We start from the raw sequence: 18815 nt of genomic DNA on the forward strand, positions 1-18815 counted from the left end.
CGGGCAGTTCTCACCACGTCACCGCCGCATCGCCGGCATGTCGATCAGAATCTCGTGGTCCCATCGACTCGGGCCACTCTCCTGATCTCGTCCTCTGTGACTCCCCGTACGCTCCTCAGGTCCGCGCCGGTCAGGTCCGCGCCACGCAGGATCGCGCCGGTCAGGTCCGCGCCGCGCAGGTCCGTGCCCGGCAGGTTCACGCCGGGCAGTTGCGCTGTCAGGGTCGCGCCGGTCAGATCCGCGCCGGTCAGATCCGCGTTGCGCAGGATCGCGCCGGCCAGGTGGGCGCTGGTCAGGTTCGCCTCGATCAGGTCCGCGGCGTACAGGTTCGCGCCGCGCAGATTCGCGCCGGTCAGGTCCATACGGGGAACGCGGATCAGGAACAGGTTGGGCACACTCACATCCTGGTTGGCGTCTCGACGGCCGATGACGGTCATCGCGGCTTGCACGTCAGTGGCGGGCACCTCGGGCATGTCCTTGATGAGGACGCTGGGCTTGAGGTCGTGCTCGCGAACGAACGCGGCCAGCACGTCGTAAACGGTCTGATGGTCGCGCGGGGAGTCTTGTGCGAGTCGTTCCAGGGCGTAGATGCCGCCCAGACGAACGTCCGTCCTGGTGGAGCCGAGCTGTTCCACGGCCTTGGTGTACCGGTCGGTGATCTGCCCCTGCTCGGCGGTCCGCTGGGCCAGCCGGGAGGCTTCGAGGGACTCTGCCGTGTACCACAGGCCCTGTGCGGTGAAGACGACGCCGCCGATGACGACCAGCCCGGTGGCGGCCTGGATCAGGGTGTGGCGGGCGGCGTTGACGGCCTCCACACGTTCCGTGGCGGTCATCTGGCCGCGCTCGGCCTGGGTGAGCGGGTGGCGTTCGCCTGCCAGGCGGCGCGCGGCCGGCCCGATGAGTACGGCGATGCCGAGGACGGCGGCGCCGGCCAGGGCGAGACCGGCCAGGGTCCAGCGTCCCCAGTCCGGGATGCGCTCGTCGGTCGCCGTGACAGCGGCCCCGGCGATCCCCACCAGCAGGGGGATGAGCCACAGTAATCGGCGTGTCCACCGCCCCATCCGGTACCCCGGGCGGGGCAGGGCAGGCGGAGGAGCCGCCGCTTCCGCGGCTTCGGCCACGCGACGCGCCCTGGCCGTGGCCGCCGCCGCGATGACCTGCCGGACCGGCGGTCGCGGCTGTCTGGCCCTCATGCCCCTATTGGATCTCTTCCGGAGTGCCGGCGGTGCCCCGGTTCCTCAACCGTTACCACAGGCCGACGCCCCGGCCCGGTGCTCAGAGGAACGCCCGGCCACCCGAACCGGTCACACCGTGGTGTCCTTCTGGCGTATTCCGAACCAGTGGCGATTTCATCTGATGAAGCACCCTCGATGGAACAGGTTCTGGCCGGGAGTCCGGCCAGAACCTGTTCGTCATCGGGGGGAGAGGGGATCAGCCCACCAGGGAGCGCAGCGGGATGCCGGTGCGCTGGAGGTCGGTGACCAGGTCGTGCAGGAACGGGTGTTCGTGCTCGGTCAGGCCGTCCGGGTTGGGGATGGTGATGTACGCCGAGCCGTCGGCCTTGGCCGACGTCGCGGTGCCGGTGTACTTCTGGACGACCGCCTCGGCCCGCGCCAGGTCGGCGTCGGCGACCTGGATGGTGATCGGGCGCCACTCGCCGCCGAGGATCGGCGGCTGCTCGGCCGTCTGGGCGGCGGCGCGCAGCGCGTCCACGTCCGGCCGCGGGGACGCCGCGCGCAGCTGCGCGGTGGCGGCGGGGGCCGCGGCGGCCGGGTAGAGGAGCGCGTTGGCGACCAGGTGGATGCCGTTCTCGTTGTAGCCGCGGAAGAGCGGGTTGTACGCGAACAGCAGGGCGTGGCCGGAGCCGGTCGGCTCGTCGACCAGTGCCGCCGAACCCTTGAGGGCGTCGGCGTGCACGGTGTAGCCGTTGGACCAGAAGGAGTCGCCCGACGGGTAGGTGAGCACGTTGGTGCCGGTCTGGGTCGGGTTCAGGATCGGGTCGTCGTTGTTGAACTGGAAGTCCTCGGCGGGACGGCCCAGCGCGGCGGGGTTGGCGTTGTCCACGTCCACCCGGAAGTGCGAGCCGATGACCTCGTAGCCGGTCGGCTTGGCCTTCTCGGTGGTGGAGGTCAGGCCGGCGCTGCGCGCCACCCGGGTGCCCTCGTTGCGCAGGCCGATGTAGGTGCCGCCCGCGGCCACCCACGCCTTGAGGTTGGCCAGGCCCTTCGCGTCCAGGCCGCCGGTGGAGCTGCTGCCGTCCGGGACGACGAGCGCGGTGCGCTCGGTGAACGCCGGGGTGTTGCCGTTGATGTCGGCGGAGGTCACCGGCTTGAGGTCGAGACCCCACTGGGAGCCGAGCACGTACCGCGCCTCGCCGTGGGAGCCGGAGGAGGTGGAGATGCCGGTGCCGGAGAACAGGCCGGTGTCGGGCAGCCGCAGGGGCGTGCCGGAGGCCGGGTCGGAGCCGCCTTCGACGGTGACGCCGAGCGATCCGGCCAGCTTGTCCAGGTCGTTCCGCCGCACGTCGCGGGCGGGGATGCCGACGAGCCCGGTCTTCAGGTCGCGTGACAGCGGGACGCCGGACTCCAGGAGCCGGAAGGTGAGCTGCGACGCGGCGGCCGAGTCCAGCGGGTAGGTGTACGAGCCGCGGGAGGAGGCCAGGGAGGCCACGCCGCCCTCGATGCCGTTCACCCGCTTGACCTTGGGCGACACCGCGTCACCGGTGTAGACGGCGTCCACGCCCATCAGCAGCGGGTTGCTCCAGGAGGAGACGTCGTAGAAGTACGGGAAGGGGACGTACGGGTCCTCGCCGATCAGCGCCTGGATCCAGTGCTTCTGCGGCTGGTCCATCGGGATCCAGTAGGCGCCCTCCGGAACCCGGAGGTTACTGGCGCTGCGCCCGCCGAAGATCTGGGCGTTGCGCACGGTGAGGGGCTTCTGCACCTCGTAGACCTCGACGTCCATGTCGCGCAGCCGGTCGACCAGCTTGCGCACGTCGCCGAGCTGCCGGTCGGGCATCAGGAAGTACGAGCGGATCTTGACGTCGGGGACCGGGAACTGCACGGTGTTGGTCGGCTGGACGACCTCGTTCGGCTCCAGCACGCCGGCGGCGCCCTCGGCGAGCGCGGTCTGCCAGATCTTGTAGTAGCCGTCGAGGATCTCGCGCCTGTTCTCCGCGGCCCAGCCGGTGGTCGCCCACTGGACGTTGAACTGCTGCTGCACGCGGTCCTGGACGGCCGAGGAGCTGCCCTTCTCGTAGGTCATGCCGGCGGCGCCGAAGCCGGTGGCCGGGACCGTGTCGCCATACCCCATGTAGAACAGGTCGTAGCGGGCGTAGTTGAAGTAGCACTCTTCGGTGACCTGGTCGGTGCAGGCGCCGTTGAAGCCGAATGCCTTGGAGTTGGCCGCGCCGATCCGGTTGATCCAGTCGACCGGCTGGTCGGCGATCTCGTGGTGGATCGGGTCGGCGTTCGGCGGGAAGAAGAACTGCCGCCCGCCCATCTCGTGCGCGTCGACGAAGATCTGCGGCGGGTAGGCGCGCAGCATCTCCAGCTTGCCGTCGGTCTCCGGCTGGGTGCGGGCGAACCAGTCGCGGTTGAGGTCGAAGCCGTAGTCGTTCTGCCGGCGGTTCGCGTCGCGGCCGTCCGGGTTCTGCGTCGGCACGATCACCGTGACGGTGTTGTCGTTGCGCTTGGCGACGTCACAGGACAGCCCGCTGGCCAGCTCGTAGAGCGTCTTCAGCGAGGCGTCGGCGCCGCTCGTCTCGCCGCCGTGCACGTTGCCGGCCACCCACACGATGGCGGGGGTGTCCGCGGCGATGCGCGCGGCCTTGTCCGCCCGGAGCGAGCGGGGGTCGCGCAGCGACTGGATCTGCTTGACGATCTTGGCGAGCTCGCCCTTCGTCACGTGGCTCGTGTCGGACACGATGGCGTAGGGCAGCGCCTGGCCCGAGACGCTGTGCGCCATCGTGCCGGTGACCACGCGGTCGGACGCCTTGCCCACGGCGTCGACGTACCGCCTGATCTCGTCTGAGGTGACCACCCGGGGCTGGCCGGCGCCGAGCGGGAAGCCGAAGAACTTCTCCGGGCTCGGTACCGAGGCCAGGCGGGCGTTCTGGTCCGTGCTACACGAGGTGTGGTCTCGGTCCGGGCGCGAGTGGTCGTCCCGGTCCGCGTTCGCGGCGGGACCCAACGGCAGCAAGAGGGCGGTCAGCGCGACGACCGCGGCGCCCGCCACCTTCCCGTGCGCGGGTCTCCCGCGCCTCGCCGTACTTGGCAGCATTTACGACTCCTGAAGGAGGGCAGGGACGATCGCACCCCCTGCCAGGGGGTGTGGCGTCCTTGAAACGGCGTCTCGGGTGACGCCAGAGGAAGATGATCAAGATGGTATAAAGAGGTGATAAAGCGGTCAAGATGGTCAGAAGTGATGAAAGGGCACTGTTTCCCGGTTATCGGATGGCCGGAATGCCCCTCAGGGGAGCCCGCGCAGGGCCGGTGACCTGGACCGGAAGCTTGTTCTGCGTACGCCGGGCCGGGGGGCCGGGAGCCCGCAGCCGGCACATGTGAAGATCGTGTTACGATCTCGCGTCCTCCCGGCCCCGGGCATGACCCGTCTCGCGTCCGGGACGGACGCGCCCGCCGAGGAACGTTAGGCCCCTCTAATCCGCTTGATTACCTGCCGAGTGATTTCACCCTGACGCGGCATGTGTTGTTTCGCGACAACTTTGAGTGGACTGCTGCACTCATGTTCCCGCGAACATACAGTGACGCCGGGGGTTGGATCACGTGGCCGTCGTTTCCACCGGCCGCGCGAACACGTTCAGGGACGGGCTTGCGCCGCCTCAGGCGGGCAGGGAACGAAGGTGATGCATGGGGCTCGGAAAGAAGTGGGATCCGTTCGCCAGAGCCGTCGAGGACCTGGCCGAATACGATTTCACCGGTCAATCACCGGTACTCCAGGACGTCGTGGCCCAGCTGCGCGACGTACTCGAACAGATGGTACGGGTACAGGCGGGCGAGGTGCGCATCGTCGCCCTCGGCCAGTCGGGTTCGATGAAGTCCACCATGCTCCGGCTGCTGCTGGGCTCGGACTTCCTGCGGGTCGGGCCGGGCGCCGTCACCGTGGCGGCCACCGAACTGCGGCTCACCCAGGCGGACGACGCCGGCCGTACGCCGGAGATCCGGGTGCTCACCCTGACCGAGGAGGGCGCCCGCCGCCGGGCCTGCGCGCTGCTCGACCTCACCGAGGACGACCCGCGCCCGCTGACGGAGCTGCTGACCGTCGCCCATCCGAACCAGAAGCTGGTGACCGCGATGGCGGAGGCCGCCCGGACCCTCGGGTACGGCGCCGCCTACGACCTGGCCGGTTACCTGGACAGGGGCGGCGCCCTCACCTTCGACGCGGCCGGCACCGGCACCGAGCTGGTCGCCCGGGTGACCGTCGGGCTGCCCGTCTCGCGGGACGTGTGGAACCTCGACTGGGCGGGGACGCGTTCGGTCGTCGTGGTGGACACTCCCGGCAAACGAGCCGGCGGGCCGCTCGAAGACGTGATCATCCAGGAGATGCGGGACCGCGCGCACATCGCCCTGCTGACCATGGCGTGCAGCGCCGGCACGTCGTTCGCGGTGCCGCCGGCGCCGCCCGGCTCGCATCCGGTGCTGGTGGCCACCAAGCTCGACGCCGTCGACAACCCCGCCAACGCCAACGAGCTGAAGACGCTCGACGGCGCCGTGGCGAGCAACCTCGGCCAGCTCGGCGGCAACGGCAGGCAGGCCAGGATCGTGGCCGTCTGCGGCCCGTGGGCGATGGGCGACCAGGAGGCGTGGGCGAGGTTCGACCCCGACAACCCGCACGCCTGGCACACGGCCGAGCTCAAGCGCGAGGGCTGGCGGGAGGCGCGGCGCACGGCGACCGAGCCTGGACCGCTCCAGGAGGCGGTGTTCGCCGCGCTGGACGACGGCGGGGTCGGCCAGCTCCAGCGGGTGATCGCCGAGCTGTCCGCCCAGGATCCCGGCCGCCTCGACGAGGAGGAGCTCGACCGGCTGATCGCCCTCGGCCTGAAGCTGGTGGACGACGCGCTCGAACGGCTGCCCGACCCGGGCGAGCAGGAGGCGGTGGCCGCCAGGCAGCGCGACCGGGCGGCCAAGGATCCCACGCCGATCGCCGAGCTGCGCCAGATCGCGGCCAAGGTGTCCATCGACGCCGTGTACGGCACGTCCACCTGGCGGGCGGTCCGCCAGGCGTTCCAGCACCGGCAGGACCAGTGGCTCGGCCCGGCCAAGGACGTCGGGGCCGCGCTCGCCGGGCTCGACTTCGACCGCCTGGCCCACGAGGCGGTGAACGACGCCGGCGAACTGCTGAACACCGAGCTGGCGGCCTGGCAGCTGGAGTACACGACGGCCGAGTTCGGCGCTCCCGGCTGGCGGCGGCCGCCCGGCCTGGACGAGGCGACCGTGTCCCAGGCGGCCGGGCAGTTCGCCCGGCTGGCCCGCCAGCTCGTGGACCGGCTCACCCTGGGCGCGGGCGAGGACCTCACCCCCGACTGGCTCACCTTCCGCAAGGTCGCGAGGACCAGGGACGAGCTGGCCAAGCTGCTGGAACGCCTGCTGCTCGCGCTCTTCGAGGCCACGGCGGTACGGGCCAGGACCGACCTGATCGAGTTCTTCAAGAACCCGAAGAACGACCTGGACGACTCCGAGCTGCCCTTCCTGTTCGACGACATCCGGCGGGACCTGCTGAAGCTGGCGGAGGCGAGATCCGACGGTGCCGACTGAGCCTCCCGCGCTGGAACTCGCCCACGCGCCCGGGGAGGGGTGGCTGCGCCTGTCCGCCGGCACGGTGCCGGGCCGGATCGAGCGGGTGGACCTGCTCGACGGCGCCCGCGCCGTGGCGACCACCGGGATCCGGCCGCCGCAGGACGGTTCCGCGCACGACCTCGACCTGGCCCTGACCCCGTGGGACGCCGTCCTGGCCCGGCCGACCGTGGTCGTCTACTACCGCCGCGACCAGCCGTCGGTGTCGGCCCCGTCCCCGCTGACCCGCGCCGCCTTCCGCCTTCTGCCCCACCAGATCAAGGACCTCACCATGACGCCCGAAGACCGTTCCGGCCAACCGGACCTGGACGAACGCGACCTCGTCTCCGCGACCTTCGACTTCGGCACCAGCCGCGCGGTGTGCGCCATCACCAACAACCGTGCGATCTACATGGACCGCGGCACCCTGCCGGCGGACGGCCTGGCGCGGGCCGTCGCGGTCGCCCACCTCTCCCTCGACCCGGACGCCGACCAGGGGCTGGAGATCGACCGGCGCACCGCCCGCCGTCCGCAGGAGGGGGCGGCGGCCTGGCGTGAGGTGCTGGGCACGCCGCCGCTGGAGGTCAACCACCTGCAGTCCACCAGGGTCCGCAGCAGCGACCTGATCGTCGCCGACGGGCGGGCGGAGTTCGCCGACGAGAGCGTGGGCACCCAGCAGGCCCGGCGGCGCGGCGTGAAGCGCTATCTCGTCCAGCTCAAGGAGGAGGTCGCCGACACCGGCATGTCCGGCGAGAAGCTCTTCCACCAGGTGTACCAGCGTTTCATCGACCTGGTCGCCAAGGAGGTCGGCCTGGGCAAGGACGAGCGGATCAGCCGGGTGAACATCACCTATCCGACGAAGCTGCCGCCGGACCGCCGCCAGGAGCTGCTCGCCGTGGTGCGGGACCTGGCGCCGCGGGTGGAGATGACGATCGACGAGTCGGCCGCGGCGGCGGGGTTCTTCCTGCTGCGCAGGTTCGGCGCGGACTCGCTGCTCGGCGTGGAGGCGTTCAAGCTGCACGCCCGCTGCCCGGAGGGGCCGCGCGCCTGGGAGGCGCCGGAGCTGTGGGCGAAGGCCCGGCAGTGGCACGAGAACCTGCTGGTCATCGACGTGGGCGGCGGCACCACCGACTGCGCGCTGGTCAAGGCCGCGATCGTGGACGCCACGCCGGCCGAGGCGGGCGACTCCCGGGGGCGGTTCTACCGGTTGCAGCCGGAGGTGCTCGCCTCCGGCGGCCGGATGCACCTGGGCGGTGACCTGCTCACGCTGCACATCTTCCAGGCGCTCAAGCGGAAGCTGAACGTCCCGGACGAGATCACCAAGTTCGAGGGCCTCCAGGGGCAGGAGGCGGAGCAGCGGCGGGCCGCCTTCGACGCCCTGTGGCGGGCCGCGGAGGAGGTCAAGCACCAGGGGCTGAAGAAGGAGAACGCCCGCGACGTCACCGTCCGGGTGGCCGGGGGCCAGGGGCAGGACGCGGGTCCCGGCGGGGCGCGCCGGATCGAGGTGGGCCTGCCCGCCCAGGCGGCGGCAGAGGGCACGGAGACGGTCGTCACCGCCGCCGAGCTGACCGCGCTCATGGACAACGCCGTGGACCAGATCGCCGCGCTGGCGGCGGGGATCGCGCACGGCGGGCTGCACACGTCGGCGCCGGCCGCGGCGGAGTCGGCTCAGTCGGTGGACCACGTGCTGTTCTCCGGCGGGTCGCTGCTGTCGGGGTACCTGCGCCGCCGGATCGAGGAGTCGCTGCGGGCGAGGTTCGAGGAGGAGGGCCTCGACGCCACGTTCGAGGTGGTGTTCGACCCGGCGTACTGCAAGACCGGGACCGCGCTCGGCGGCATGTACCTGAACGCGGTGGCCGACTTCGCGGTCGCGCCGGAGGACCCGCTGGTGTGCGACCAGCTGGTCGCCGGGCGGTCGTACTTCGACGTGGACTCCTCCAACCTGCGGGTCAACCTGGCAGCCGACTTCCACATCCGGCAGGACACCGCCTCCGTCCGCCGCGAGCCCGTCTTCCGCAGGGGGCTGCACCTGTACCCGGACGGCAGCGGCAACGCCTACGCCGAGAGTGCCGCCTTCCCGGTCTCCTCCAAGATCGAGATCCACCGGTACGACGTCTCCTTCGGCCAGGCGCACCAGTCCGACGGCGACACCCAGTGGGCGGCCTCGACCAGGGTCAGCCGGGAGGAGGCCAGGCGGCTGCGCGAGGCGGGCGTACAGGTGCGGTTCGAGATCGACCAGGAGGAGCGGGTCACCATGCTGCTGTGCAAGGGGGTGCCCGGCTGGCGGCTGGAGGGACGGCCGCAGCCGCTGCCCGCCGGCCTGCCCGCGCTGGTGGACCGGACCGGCCCGCAGGACGCCCCGGCGCTCGCGGTGTCCCTCTACGTGGACGTCTACCAGCCGGGGATCGGCGTGCAACGGCAGAAGCCGCTGCTGGCGGCGGGTCTCCCGGTCCCGCCGGGCGGCCTGGTCCGGCGGGTGTCCGGCAGGACGCTGTACTGGCGCCGCCCGGACGAGGCGTGGACCCCGCCGGGAGGCGCCGGCGCGGAGAACGCCCGGCGGCCCGACTTCGAGGTGTTCATGGAGCTCCCCGCGGACGCCCTGTGGCTGTCGGTGGACCAGGGTGGCGCCCTGCGCCTGCACGACCAGCGCCCGGAACGGCCCGGGGTGCCCGACCACATGGACCTGCTCACCGCTCCCCCGGGGTCGGTCTTCCAGCAGGTTCTCAGTTCGGGCACGCGCTACGAGAAGACGAAGGACCCGTTCAGTGGAGTTCACTAGGAACGACCCCGGCGGCGACCCCGCCGACGAGCTCATCGGGCAGCTCGCGGCCGACCTGTCGGTGATCACGGGCCGGGCGCTGCGGCCCGGCGACTTCCGCGCCCGGCGGGACGGCGCGCTCGCCCAGGTGCTCGGCGCCATGGTCACCGTGGACCCCCGGCGCCGTCAGACCGCCTGCCGGCTGCTCGCGGAGTGGATCAGGGCGGGCTCGCTGGAGTCCGCGGGACCGCCGCAGACGGCGGGACCGATGGAGTTCGAGATCCCGACGCTGGTCGTCGGCGAGCGGGTGGTCCCCGGGCTGCGCCTGGTCCCGCCGCCGCCGGGCGGCCGCCCGGTGGAGACGCTGGAGCGGCTGCTCCCCGCGGCGGCGGCGCTGGCCGGCGCGATGCCCGAGGTGGTGCAGGTGGGACCGGGCAGCACCGAGCGCTCGCCCGGCTGGGTGGCCAGGCTGCGGCTGCTGGCCCGGCTGGACGAGATCGGCGGCCCCGGGGCGGACCGGGGCGAATGGGCGGTGGCGGCGCACGAGGCCGTCGCGTCGGTGCACGTGCCGGACGCGGAACCGGGCAGCGTCTGGGCCGCCCTGGTGGACGCGGTGCGCACGCACGCCCAGGCGGCGTTGCAGGAACTGGGCGAGGAGGTCAAGGGCGACCTGCTGCGCCGCGACGACGAGTTCGGCGAGATCGTCGACATGCGGCTCAGCGCGATCCTGGACGGCGGGCCGGTGCCCGGCAGAGTGCTCCAGATCGTACGGCTGCCGCGTCGCCGGGGCGGCAGGACGCTGCGCGGCGCGGTGCTGTTCGCGGGAGGAGGAGCGGCATGACCGTCTTTCCGATCTACGTGCTGGCGGACCGGTCGGCGTCGATGGCGACCATGGCCGGCACGGTCACCGCCATCGACGCGGTGAACACCGTCATCAGGGAGCTGATCGACGAGCTGTCCCGTGATCCCACCGTGCAGAAGCGGGCCAGGCTCGGCGTGATCTCCTTCTCCGAGGACGCCAGCGTGGAGCTGCCGCTGACCCGGCTGACCTCGGCCACCGTCTCGCCCACGCTGCTGGCCTCGGGGGGCACGTCGTTCGCGGCGGCCTTCGAGACGACGGCGCGGGCCGTCGCCGCCGACCTGCCCGCCCTGGAGGCGCCGCAGAACCCGATGGTCTTCATGCTGACCGACGGCCGCACCAACGCCTCCCGGGACTCCCGGCGCGGCTGGCGGGCCGAGCACCGGGCGCTGCTGGAGGCCGCCGGGCCCGGCCTCCGGGTCCAGGTCATCCCGTTCGGTTTCGGGAAGGTCGACGCGGCGGCGCTCGCGGAGATCGCCTCCGATCCCACCGCGGCGTACCTCGCCGGGCAGAACGACACCCCCGCCGAGGCGATCGAGCGGTTCGCCGAGCTGATCTTCGGTTCGGTGACCTCCAGCGTCGCCTACGGCGAACCCCTCACCGTCCCTCCCCCGGGCAGCCGGGTCCTCCCCTTCGACGAGATCTGATGATGTCCGAGAATCCGACGATCGACGTGATGAACCGGCCCCTGACCGAGCCCGGCCTCTACCGCGGCAACGCGATGCCGATCCCGCCCCTGCTCGCCTACGACGGCGGGCAGGCGGGCTCGGTCACCGTGCGGGCGGGATGGGCCGCCGCCGAACGCCGCCGCCCGGTGGACAACTGCAACGACTCGGTGACGGTGTGGAGCGACCCCGAGGAGACCGTGGTGGTGCTGGCGGTCGCCGACGGGGTCGGCGCGGGCGAGAGCGCGGGCCGCGCGGCCAGGGCGGCGACCGCCCTGGCCGCGCGCGCCTTCCACCACCACTGGCACAACGCCGGGCGGCGCGACCTGGAGAACGTGGTCCGGTCGGCGATCGGCGACCTGGACGCCTCGCTCCGTCAGCAGGGGTCGCGGAGCGGCTCCCTCGACCCCGGCTACCGGACGACCGTGGTGCTGGCCGCCGTCCCCGCCGTCGTGCAGCCGGGCGGCAGCGTCCGGGCCGCGGTCGGGCGGGTGGGGGACTCCATGGCCTGGCTGGTCCGGCCGGGCGGCCTGGAGCCGGTCTTCGGCGCCCGCGATCCCGCCGGCGGGACGCCCGCCCTGCCCGGCCACTACCAGTTGCTGGAGTCGCGGAGCCTGGTCCTGTCCGACGGCGAGGTGCTCGCCCTGACCACGGACGGCCTGGCGGCCGGCGGCCCGGAGGAGCGGGCGGCGCCGTACCTCGCCGACATGTGGGCCGCCCCGCCCGCCCCGCTGGAGTTCCTGCGCACGCTCACCGTGCGCCGCAACGACCGCGACGACGACCGGGCCGCCGCGGTCGCCTGGCTCGGCCACTACGAGATCAGGAATGCCTGACCGCGTGCCCCGCCGCCGTGGTCCCCGCGGGAGCGTCCGGTGATGGAGTCCGCGGGGGTCGCGCTGGGGTGGTGGCTGCCGGCGGGGGTGGTGGTGGCGCAGGTGGCGGCCGAGCCGCTGCGCGGGTGGGTGGAGCGGAACCTCGCGGCTGGCCGTACGGACCGGCTGGCCTCGGCGGAGCTGCGTCGCAGGCTGCGGGCCCGCCCCGCCGAGGCGGACCGCGACGTGCTCCAGGTGGGGGCCGGCGATCTGCGGCTGCGCGCCCGGCGGGCCCGCCGCAAGGCCGCGCTCGGCTGGGCGGTGCTGGCGGCGGCCTGGCTCGGCGCGCAGGCGGCCGTGCTGCACTGGCAGGTCAACGACGCGTGGCTGCCCTGGCTGGAGCGCGGGCCGTTCGTCCTCGCCGCCGCGGGCGCGGCCGTGGCGTGCTGGCTGGGGCTGTGGTGGGCGCTCGGCCGGGCCGGCGCCACGGCGGCCTTCGACCGGGCCTTCGCGCAGGTGACGTACGCGGGGGCGGCGGGTCTCGCGGCGGCCCTGACCTTCGCCCTCGTCCTGGACACCCCCCTGACGCCGTCCACCGCGGCCGCGGCGCTGCTGATCACGCTCTCCCCGCTGGTCCGGCGGATCATCGTGACGGTGGCCAGGCCGCGGCGGGCGGCGCTGCCGCCGGAGGTCGAGGAGGTCCTCACCCGCACCGCGCCCCCACCCGCCGTCGCCACCGCCGGCCCCACCAGGGAGATGCCCGTCCCCGGGCGCGGCGAGGCACGCGCGGACACCGCCGCGCACCCGCACGACGAGACGCCGGCGAAGCGGACGCCGCCGCCGAGGCGGGGCGGCGGGCCGGCGCCGGGGGATCCGCGGACGCCGGCGCGGCAACTGGACGTGGTGGCGCTCGCGGAGCTGACGGTGGGCGCTTCGCTGCAACGGGGCAGGCAGTACATCCGGCACGCCACCGTGCCGGGGTCGGACGAGAAGGTGGTGTTCAAGCGGTTCGCCGAGCCCGGGGCGAAGGAGCGCAACCCGGCGCGCCCGCTGGCCCCCTACCGGCGGCTGCTGTCCCGGGCGGGCACGCTGTCCATGGCCGAACGGGCGCTGCTCGACCGGGTCGCCCTGTGGCCGCACGCCGTCGTGGCCGAGAACGGGCAGGCGGTCGGCGTGCTGTACCGGATGATCACGCCGCCTTTCCTGCTCGCCTCGGGCGGCGCGCAGACGGGCGACTACCTGCACGCCGACGACCCCGCCCACAGCGGCTGCCAGGTCGTCTCGGCGACCCAGCGCGGCCAGGTGCTGCTGGACGTGCTCCGCGCCCACGAGATGCTGCACGATCTCGGCCTGGCGCACGGCGACACCTGCTGGAAGAACTTCGTCTACGGCGTGCAGGGCGGGCGCGGCCGGGGCCAGCTCATCGACATCGACGGCGTCACGGCGGTGGACGACGCCAAGCCGCTGCTGCTGCACCAGCCCGACTGGGACGTCGGCGGCACCCCCATCGAGCGGGACCGGCGGCGGCTGGCGCTGCTGGTGGCCCGGCTGGCCACCCCGGAGATCCGGTACGACTCCTGGTCGATCCCCGTCGAGGGCGTGTCCTGGTTCGACCCGTCGATCTCCTGGCTGGCCGGGGAGGCGCTGTCCGATCCCAAGAAGGGGACGACCGCCCGGCTGCGGGCCGCCCTGGAGGACTCCCTCGCCGGCGCGTAGCCGCCGGGCGGGCGGACCGGCGCGCCCGGCGGGCTCCACGCGGTGTCGGCGGGTGGTCACACACGACGGTCGCGGGCCCCACCGGGGACCCGCGACCGTGTGCCGCAGGTCAGGAGACCAGCAGCGCCCAGCACAGGCAGACGAACCCGGCGAGGGACACCAGGGCCCGCATGACGTTCCACCGGTTCCAGGTCGCCTCGAAGCTCGCCCGCACCGCCGCGGGGTCGGCGATGCCGCTCGGCTCACCGGCCGCGTCGAGCCGGTTGTTCAGCGGGATGTTGATCCCGAACGTGATGACCAGCGACAGCACGTACAGCACGCAGCCGGCCACCACCGGGACCGACAGCCCCCGCCCGGCGGCCAGGTCGAGCACGATGACGGCGATCGCGAAGAGCGCGGCGCCCAGGAAGGCGATGAGGAACACGCCGTTCTGGATCGCCACGTTGATCCGCTGCATCACGTCGATGAAGACCCGGTCGCCCACCTTGCGCAGCCCGAGCATGACCGAGCAGGCGTAGGCGTAGTAGAGCCCCGCGATCAGCCCCGTGGTGACCGTGGCGAGCATCAGCACCAGCTCGCGTAACGACTCCGATGTCACTGTTCCTCCCAACAAGATCGCATTCTTACCCTAGGCCGGGAGGAGTGCGACTTTCCATAGCCGCAACGCTCACATCCATACGCGAACGTATACAATCACCCGTCATGGGGACGTTGACCGACGAAACATTGGCGGGCATCCTGGAGGGTCCCCGGGCGCGCGGGGCGTTCCTGCTCCGGTCGGTGCTGAACCCGCCGTGGGCGCTGCGCATCGAGGACCGCGCCCCGCTCTCCCTCGCCACGTTGATCAGCGGCGAGGCGTGGATCACGTACGACGACGGCGAGCCGGCCCGGATCCGCCCAGGCGAGATCGCGATCATGCGCGGGCCGGATCCCTACACGGTCGCCGACTCCCCCACCACCCCGCCGGACATCGTGATCCACCCCGGCCAGGTCTGCACCACGACGCAGGGCGAGAACCTGTGGGACGCGATGAGCTTCGGCGTCCGCTCCTGGGGCGACGGGCCGGAGGGCTCGACGGTCATGCTGACCGGCACCTACCAGATGCACAGCGCGATCGGCCGGCGGCTGCTCGGCGCCCTGCCGGCGCTGCTGGTCAGACCGGCCGGGGAGGGCGACCGCGGGCTCATCTCGCTGCTGGGCGAGGAGATGAGCAGATCCGATCCGGGACAGGAGCTGGTGCTCGACCGGATCCTCGACCTGCTGCTCGTCAGGGTCCTGCGGTCCTGGCTGGCCAGCCCGGGGGCGGGCGCCCCGGCGTGGTACCGGGCGCAGCACGACCCGGTGGTCGGGCCCGCGCTGCGGATGCTGCACTCCGACCCGGCCCGCCCCTGGACGCTGCCGGACCTCGCCGCCGAGATCGGCGTCTCCCGGGCCGGGCTGGCCCGCCGGTTCACCTCGATGGTCGGGGAGCCGCCGATGAGCTATCTCACCGGCTGGCGGCTCGCCCTCGCGGCCGACCTGCTGTGCGAGCCGGAGATGACGATCGGCGCGGTGGCCAGGCAGGTCGGGTACGGCAGCTCGTTCGCGCTCAGCGCCGCCTTCAAACGGGTGCGCGGGCTCAGCCCCCAGGAGCACCGCAGGACCGCGGCCACCCGGCCCCGGCCGTTCACCGGCGACACGGCCGACGAAGCCTGAGCACCGGCTCCCCGCCGAGACGGCCGGGCAGCCGCCGATCCGGGCCGGGCGGCCACCGATCCGGGCCGGGTGGCGCCGATCCGGGCCGGGTGGCGCCGATCCGGGCCGGGCGGCTCAGGTTCCGGTATCCCTGCGGAGCGGGGCCGCCGCCCTGGCCAGGCAGGCCACCGCCAGTGTGCAGGCCAGCGCGCGCGCCGCGTTGGCGGCGACCCACACGTCCTCGAAACCGGCGCGCGCGGCGGCGAGGCCGGTGTCCCCCGCCCGAGCCAGCTCGTCGTTGAGCGGCACGTTGACGCCGATGGTGACGAGGAGGGCCACGGTGTAGAGCGCCAGCGCCGCCGCGATCCACCGGGCGGCGGACCGCGTACCGGCGCGGCGGGCGGCGACCGCGGCGGCACCGGTGAAGACGAACGCCCCGAAGAAGGCCGCGAAGAACACCGGGTTCTCGATCGACTCGTTGATCCGCTGCATGGCCTGGACGAACGTGTGGTCGTCCGCGCGGGCCAGGCCGGGCATGACCGCGATCGAGAAACCGTAGAACAGGCCGGCCATCAGCCCCATGGTCACCATGGCGAGCCAGAGCGCGGGCACCGACCACCGGTGGGCCGCCCTCCGCGACGCGGCCCCCGTGCGCCGCGCGGTGAGCGGTACGCCGGTCACCGGTTCCACACGCCGGTGGCGGCGGCGTCCTCGGCGTAGTCGCGGAAGTCGCGGGCTTCCCTGCCGAGGGCGCGGCGCACCCCGTCGGACAGGTAGGCGTTGCGGCCGTCGAGCGTCTCGGTGAACAGGTCCACGATCTCGACCGGCTCGCCCGCCTTGACCAGCTCGGCCGCGTACTCGTCGGCGGTGACCGGCACGTAGCGCACCTCGCGGCCGGTGGCGGCGCTGAGCTCGGCCGCGACGTCGCCGAAGGTCAGCAGCCGCGGCCCGGTGACCTCGTACACCTGCCCGGCGTGCCCCTCCCCGGTCAGCGCCTCGACGACGACGTCGGCGATGTCCTCGACGTCGATGAACGGCTCGGCCGCCTCCCCCGCGGGCAGGGCGAGCTCGCCGTCGAGCACGGCGTCCAGCAGGAAGCTCTCGCTGAAGTTCTGGGCGAACCAGCTCGCCCGGACGATCGTCCATTCGGCGCCCGCGTGCTGCACCACCTTCTCGCCCGCCTGGGCGCCGTCCTCGCCGCGGCCGGACAGCAGCACGAACCGGCTGACCCCGGCGCGCACGGCGAGGTCCACGAAGGAGCCGACCCGCTCGACCGCGCCGGGGAAGGCGAGGTCCGGCTGGTAGGTGATGTAGACCGCGCGGACACCGGGCAGCACCCCTGGCCACGTGGACGAGTCCTCCCAGTCGAACGCCGGGTCGCCGGACCGCGACACGGCGCGCACCGGCAGCCCCCGCGCGGTGAGCCGCTCGGCCACCCGGCGCCCGGTCTTACCCTTCCCACCCAGGACAAGCCACATATCTATCTCCATCTCTCGCATGACTCGCTTGATGCCTCAAGTCAAGCCGTCCCGGCTGAGATGGGCCATGGTCGGAATGCTCAGGTTCATGTCCGATCGTCCAACTCCGGGCCCGGGTCCCCGGTGGCCTCGACGGCAATCGCGGCCAGGAGCAGGCCGTGGCCGGTCGCCCAGCGGCCGTCGAACCCGCCGGGCGTCCGGCCGGGGATCACCACGCCGAACGTGCCTCCCGGGTCGAGCTCCACCACGGCGTCGAGGAACCCGAGCCAGCTCCCGGTCAGCGGGAACCACGCCTTGTAGACCGCCTCCTTCACGCAGAACAGCAGCCTGTCCCAGCACACCGACGGATCCTTCAGGCGGGCGAGCATGGCCTGCTCCCGCGGGCCGGCGACCTTGTCGAGGATCCGGGGCGGCAGCGGCAGCGCGGGCTCCGCGTCGATGCCGACCGTGGTCACGTCCCCGGCCAGGGCGACGGCGGCAGCCCGGTAGCCCCGGCAGTGCGTCATGCTGCCCACCACGCCGTCCGGCCAGCGCGGCGCGCCGTCCTCGCCCGCCGGGATCGCCACCGGTGGCAGCCCCAGCCCGGCGAGCGCCCGCCGGGCGCAGGCCCGCGCGGTCGCGAACTCGCCGCGCCGCTTGCCCGACGCGCGGGCGACGAGCGCCTCCTCCTCGGGGAACAGCGCGACCGCCGGCTCGTCGCCGAACGCCTCCGCGACCCGCACGGAGGAAGGGAGGATCTCTTCCAGCACACCTGCTCCGGCTCGTGGAGACGCCTACTTTGGACCTACCTGTGTATACCAAGGTGCGATGCCCCGGCGCGCCGCCGCTCCCTAGCGTCGGATCATGACGCAGACCTCCGCGCCACCCGTGTCCCGCATCGGCGAGATCGACGCCATCCGCGGCTTCGCCCTCGGCGGCATCCTGCTCGCGAACATCGGCTTCTTCGCCGATCCCGTCCAACTGAGCTGGCCGGAGGCGTCGACGATCTACACCGGGCCGGTGCGGTCGGTGGTGGACGCCCTGGTGCTCTCCAAGTTCTACGTGATCTTCTCGTTCCTGTTCGGCTACTCGTTCACGTTGCAGATGCGCTCGGCCGGCGGCGCGGGGGCGAGCGTCGGGGCCCGCACCCTGCGGCGCTGCCTGGGGCTCTTCCTGATCGGCGCGCTGCACGGGCTGCTGCTGTGGTCGGGGGACATCCTCACCCTCTACGCGGCGCTCGGCCTGGTGCTCCTGGCCATGCGCCGGGTACGGCCGCGTACCGCGATCACCGTCTCGGGCGTGATCCTCATGATGACGGCGGCCCTGCTCGCCCTGCTCTCCTGGCTGAGCACGCTGGTCCCGGCCGGGGCGATCCCGGCTCCGGCCGCGGGCGACCCGGCCCGGCTGCTCGCCGAGATCAACGCCGGCCCGCTGGACTACCTGTCCGCGCACGTGCCGCAGTACCTGCTGACCGTGCCGGTGATCTGGCTGGTGCAGGGGCCGGTCGCGATGGCGATGTTCCTGCTCGGGCTGGCGGCGGGCAGGACCCGCCTGTTCGAGGAGCGCGACAGGTGGGCGCACCTCATGCCGCGCGTCCAGTGGCTCGGGTTCGGTGTGGGCGCCCCCTTCGCCGTGCTGACCGGCGCGTCGCACGACCTGGGCCAGTCGGCCGAGCTCCTGGTGCACGCCGGGAACGCGGTCGCCTCTCCGCTGCTCGCCGCCGCCTACGTCGTCACCCTGCTCCGCCTGGCCGGGCGATTCCCCGCGCTGCCGGCCGTGCTCGCCCCGGCGGGCCGCCTGGCCGCGTCCAACTACGTCGGCCAGTCGGTGCTGGCCTGCCTGGTCTTCACCGGGTACGGCCTGGGCCTGGCCGGCCGGATCCCGCCGCTCGGCACGGTCGCCGTGGCCCTGCTCATCTACGCGGTCCTGCTGGCCCTGAGCGCCTGGTGGCTGCGCTCCCACCGGTACGGCCCGGTCGAGTACGGCCTGCGCCGGCTCACTCTCTGGCGCTGACCACATGGCTTGACCGAAATGTCAGCAAAAGGGTGCCCGATTTGTATAGGATCCCCGGCTGAACGTTACC

General features: G+C 73.0%; 14 protein-coding genes. 8 read left to right on the forward strand and 6 right to left on the reverse strand.

What is annotated here, in order from left to right; all coding sequences use genetic code 11:
* Nucleotides 1-44: 44 nt before the first annotated feature.
* Nucleotides 45-1193 carry a pentapeptide repeat-containing protein gene (locus QSK26_RS21195; protein ID WP_285776945.1) on the reverse strand — a complete coding sequence of 383 codons (1149 nt, stop codon included), beginning with the start codon at nt 1191-1193 and terminating at the stop codon, nt 45-47.
* A gap of 238 nt (nt 1194-1431) precedes the next feature.
* A complete protein-coding gene (locus QSK26_RS21200; protein ID WP_285776946.1) occupies nt 1432-4281 on the reverse strand; it encodes a M14 family zinc carboxypeptidase in 2850 nt (949 codons plus the stop codon).
* A 587-nt stretch (nt 4282-4868) separates the two neighbouring features.
* Here QSK26_RS21200 and QSK26_RS21205 point away from each other — a divergent pair.
* From QSK26_RS21205 to QSK26_RS21230, 6 genes are read left to right on the forward strand one after another with little or no spacing between them, the layout of a single operon-like run.
* Entirely contained in the window at nt 4869-6773 is a 1905-nt protein-coding gene (locus QSK26_RS21205; RefSeq protein ID WP_285776947.1) for a hypothetical protein, read from the forward strand.
* Complete coding sequence (locus QSK26_RS21210; protein ID WP_285776948.1) at nt 6763-9570, forward strand: acetate and sugar kinases/Hsc70/actin family protein; 2808 nt, start codon at nt 6763-6765, stop codon at nt 9568-9570. Before QSK26_RS21205 ends, QSK26_RS21210 begins: the two co-directional genes overlap by 11 nt.
* Nucleotides 9557-10390 carry a serine/threonine-protein kinase gene (locus QSK26_RS21215; RefSeq protein ID WP_285776949.1) on the forward strand — a complete coding sequence of 278 codons (834 nt, stop codon included), beginning with the start codon at nt 9557-9559 and terminating at the stop codon, nt 10388-10390. Before QSK26_RS21210 ends, QSK26_RS21215 begins: the two co-directional genes overlap by 14 nt.
* Complete coding sequence (locus tag QSK26_RS21220; protein WP_285776950.1) at nt 10387-11055, forward strand: vWA domain-containing protein; 669 nt, start codon at nt 10387-10389, stop codon at nt 11053-11055. The genes QSK26_RS21215 and QSK26_RS21220 overlap by 4 nt, the downstream gene beginning before the upstream one ends.
* Nucleotides 11055-11906, forward strand: a complete 852-nt coding sequence (locus tag QSK26_RS21225; RefSeq protein ID WP_285776951.1) for a protein phosphatase 2C domain-containing protein — start codon at nt 11055-11057, stop codon at nt 11904-11906. Before QSK26_RS21220 ends, QSK26_RS21225 begins: the two co-directional genes overlap by 1 nt.
* Nucleotides 11907-11948: 42 nt before the next feature.
* Entirely contained in the window at nt 11949-13601 is a 1653-nt protein-coding gene (locus QSK26_RS21230) for a hypothetical protein (RefSeq protein WP_285776952.1), read from the forward strand.
* A 109-nt stretch (nt 13602-13710) separates the two neighbouring features.
* Here QSK26_RS21230 and QSK26_RS21235 read toward each other — a convergent pair whose 3' ends face one another.
* On the reverse strand, nt 13711-14199 hold the full coding sequence (locus tag QSK26_RS21235) for an anthrone oxygenase family protein (protein ID WP_285776953.1): 489 nt from the start codon (nt 14197-14199) through the stop codon (nt 13711-13713).
* Between the two features lie 104 nt (nt 14200-14303).
* On the opposite strand from QSK26_RS21235, the gene QSK26_RS21240 reads away from it, so the two are divergent.
* The gene (locus QSK26_RS21240) at nt 14304-15296 is read left to right on the forward strand and encodes an AraC family transcriptional regulator (protein ID WP_285776954.1); all 993 of its coding nucleotides are present in this window, start codon (nt 14304-14306) and stop codon (nt 15294-15296) included.
* Nucleotides 15297-15410: 114 nt separating this feature from the next.
* On the opposite strand, the gene QSK26_RS21245 is transcribed toward QSK26_RS21240, so the two are convergent.
* From QSK26_RS21245 to QSK26_RS21255, 3 genes are all read right to left on the reverse strand, one after another.
* The gene (locus QSK26_RS21245) at nt 15411-15956 is read right to left on the reverse strand and encodes an anthrone oxygenase family protein (RefSeq protein WP_285776955.1); all 546 of its coding nucleotides are present in this window, start codon (nt 15954-15956) and stop codon (nt 15411-15413) included.
* A complete protein-coding gene (locus tag QSK26_RS21250; protein ID WP_285776956.1) occupies nt 15953-16753 on the reverse strand; it encodes an NmrA family NAD(P)-binding protein in 801 nt (266 codons plus the stop codon). The genes QSK26_RS21245 and QSK26_RS21250 overlap by 4 nt, the downstream gene beginning before the upstream one ends.
* An 86-nt stretch (nt 16754-16839) precedes the next feature.
* Nucleotides 16840-17502, reverse strand: a complete 663-nt coding sequence (locus tag QSK26_RS21255; RefSeq protein WP_285776957.1) for a 4'-phosphopantetheinyl transferase family protein — start codon at nt 17500-17502, stop codon at nt 16840-16842.
* Between the two features lie 94 nt (nt 17503-17596).
* Between QSK26_RS21255 and QSK26_RS21260 the strand changes: the two genes are divergently transcribed.
* Nucleotides 17597-18745: a DUF418 domain-containing protein gene (locus QSK26_RS21260; RefSeq protein WP_285776958.1), complete on the forward strand. Its 1149-nt coding sequence runs from the start codon at nt 17597-17599 to the stop codon at nt 18743-18745.
* Nucleotides 18746-18815 lie beyond the last annotated feature (70 nt).

Source organism: Microtetraspora sp. NBRC 13810 (assembly GCF_030268685.1).
Taxonomy (GTDB): domain Bacteria; phylum Actinomycetota; class Actinomycetes; order Streptosporangiales; family Streptosporangiaceae; genus BSRQ01.

Bases quoted from the DNA above. Each gene is read 5' to 3' on its own strand.
- QSK26_RS21195 (WP_285776945.1), bottom strand. From the start codon at position 1,193: ATGAGGGCCAGACAGCCGCGACCGCCGGTCCGGCAGGTCATCGCGGCG.
- QSK26_RS21200 (WP_285776946.1), bottom strand. From the start codon at position 4,281: ATGCTGCCAAGTACGGCGAGGCGCGGGAGACCCGCGCACGGGAAGGTG.
- QSK26_RS21205 (WP_285776947.1), top strand. From the start codon at position 4,869: ATGGGGCTCGGAAAGAAGTGGGATCCGTTCGCCAGAGCCGTCGAGGAC.
- QSK26_RS21220 (WP_285776950.1), top strand. From the start codon at position 10,387: ATGACCGTCTTTCCGATCTACGTGCTGGCGGACCGGTCGGCGTCGATG.
- QSK26_RS21225 (WP_285776951.1), top strand. From the start codon at position 11,055: ATGATGTCCGAGAATCCGACGATCGACGTGATGAACCGGCCCCTGACC.
- QSK26_RS21230 (WP_285776952.1), top strand. From the start codon at position 11,949: ATGGAGTCCGCGGGGGTCGCGCTGGGGTGGTGGCTGCCGGCGGGGGTG.
- QSK26_RS21240 (WP_285776954.1), top strand. From the start codon at position 14,304: ATGGGGACGTTGACCGACGAAACATTGGCGGGCATCCTGGAGGGTCCC.
- QSK26_RS21250 (WP_285776956.1), bottom strand. From the start codon at position 16,753: ATGTGGCTTGTCCTGGGTGGGAAGGGTAAGACCGGGCGCCGGGTGGCC.
- QSK26_RS21260 (WP_285776958.1), top strand. From the start codon at position 17,597: ATGACGCAGACCTCCGCGCCACCCGTGTCCCGCATCGGCGAGATCGAC.